General features: G+C 46.8%; 2 protein-coding genes. Both read left to right on the plus strand.

The genetic code is table 11. From position 1 onward, the window contains the following. Nucleotides 1-699: 699 nt before the first annotated feature. On the plus strand, nt 700-1,023 hold the full coding sequence (locus AC2VLY_RS07320) for an L-rhamnose mutarotase (protein ID WP_486922025.1): 324 nt from the start codon (nt 700-702) through the stop codon (nt 1,021-1,023). 36 nt (nt 1,024-1,059) lie between these two features. After that, a partial coding sequence (locus AC2VLY_RS07325) for a DeoR family transcriptional regulator (RefSeq protein ID WP_486922026.1) occupies nt 1,060-1,264 on the plus strand: 205 nt, incomplete at its 3' end.

Raw genomic sequence — 1,264 nt, forward strand, 5'->3', positions numbered from 1 at the left:
TTCATTTCTTGATACAGAGAATAGATGTTCCAATAGATGCGATGCCCTAGTCTCAGAGGATGGTTGGGAAATCGGCGAACTTCGTGCAGTGTCACAGAATGCCCATCGAACGCGGCATGCATGACTCTTCCGGAGGAGGCACCTAAATCCACAGCGAGCAAGTTCAACATCTCGTGTCACCTCCAGCCAACAAACCCATTCGTTATAAATGATACACCTAAAACCTTTGATAATGATAGATATATTTGCTTTGTTTATTTTTTTCTTTGAAATTAACCTGCACGGGTAGGTGACTTTTTGACGACCTCTGACCGACTTGCACGTCAACCGCTAGGGTTTTTCTCAACGCCCATCACCGCGCCCGAAAGGGAGCTACGGTCTCCTGAAACACAGCGTAAGATTCCATGTCTGGAGCGCTCCTTTACCCATCTTTGTTGCACTCGTCAGACGTTTGAAAAGCCCGCTCAAGGCGTTTAAATCATCCAGCGACAAGGCGTGTCAGGCCGTGTTTGACACGTCAAAAAGAATCAGGCATAGTTACTATAACAGAGATAAACCAAAGAATTCAAAGGTTAACACAATTAATTCTTGGACAAAGAATACCTTGAACAAATCTCGCCTTCGCATGCCCCCGCACACTCCGTCTTGAGGTGACAGCAAAGAGGAGCGGGCAAACAGAAAGAGAGAAGGTGGTTCCTCGTGGACCGAGCTGGATTCAAGCTCACGATACGCCCAGGTAGTGAAGAAGAATACAGGAAGCGGCACCTTGCCGTGCATCAAGATTTGTTGCATGCATTTGAGGAGCACGGGATTAGAACCTATAGTATATTCATGGACGGAAACACATTGTTTGCATATATCGAGGCCCCGAATGTTGCGGAGGTTTTTGAGAGCTTAAATGCCCATTTTGCAAACATCCGATGGCAACAGTTCATGTCAGACATTCTCATTCCGAATGCGTTTGGTATGACCATGCAACCCTTAGAGGAAGTATTCTTTTTTAAGTCCACTGCGAACGATTAGAGAATTAGAGGAAACGATAAAGGACGGGATGTGTGGATGCTTCCAGCCGAACGACACAAGGCAATTTTACAACTCATCAATACTAAGGGAAGCATGCGTGTCAAAGAGCTCAGCCAACTCTTTGATGTGACCGAGGAAACGGTACGGCGCGACCTGGACAATCTAGAAGGCGATGGGAAAATTCGCAGAAGTCATGGCGGGGCCGTGCGCATTGAGGAAGACCACAGCGAAATTCCTTATC

The organism is Acidithiobacillus sp. TH-A36 (assembly GCF_057473445.1).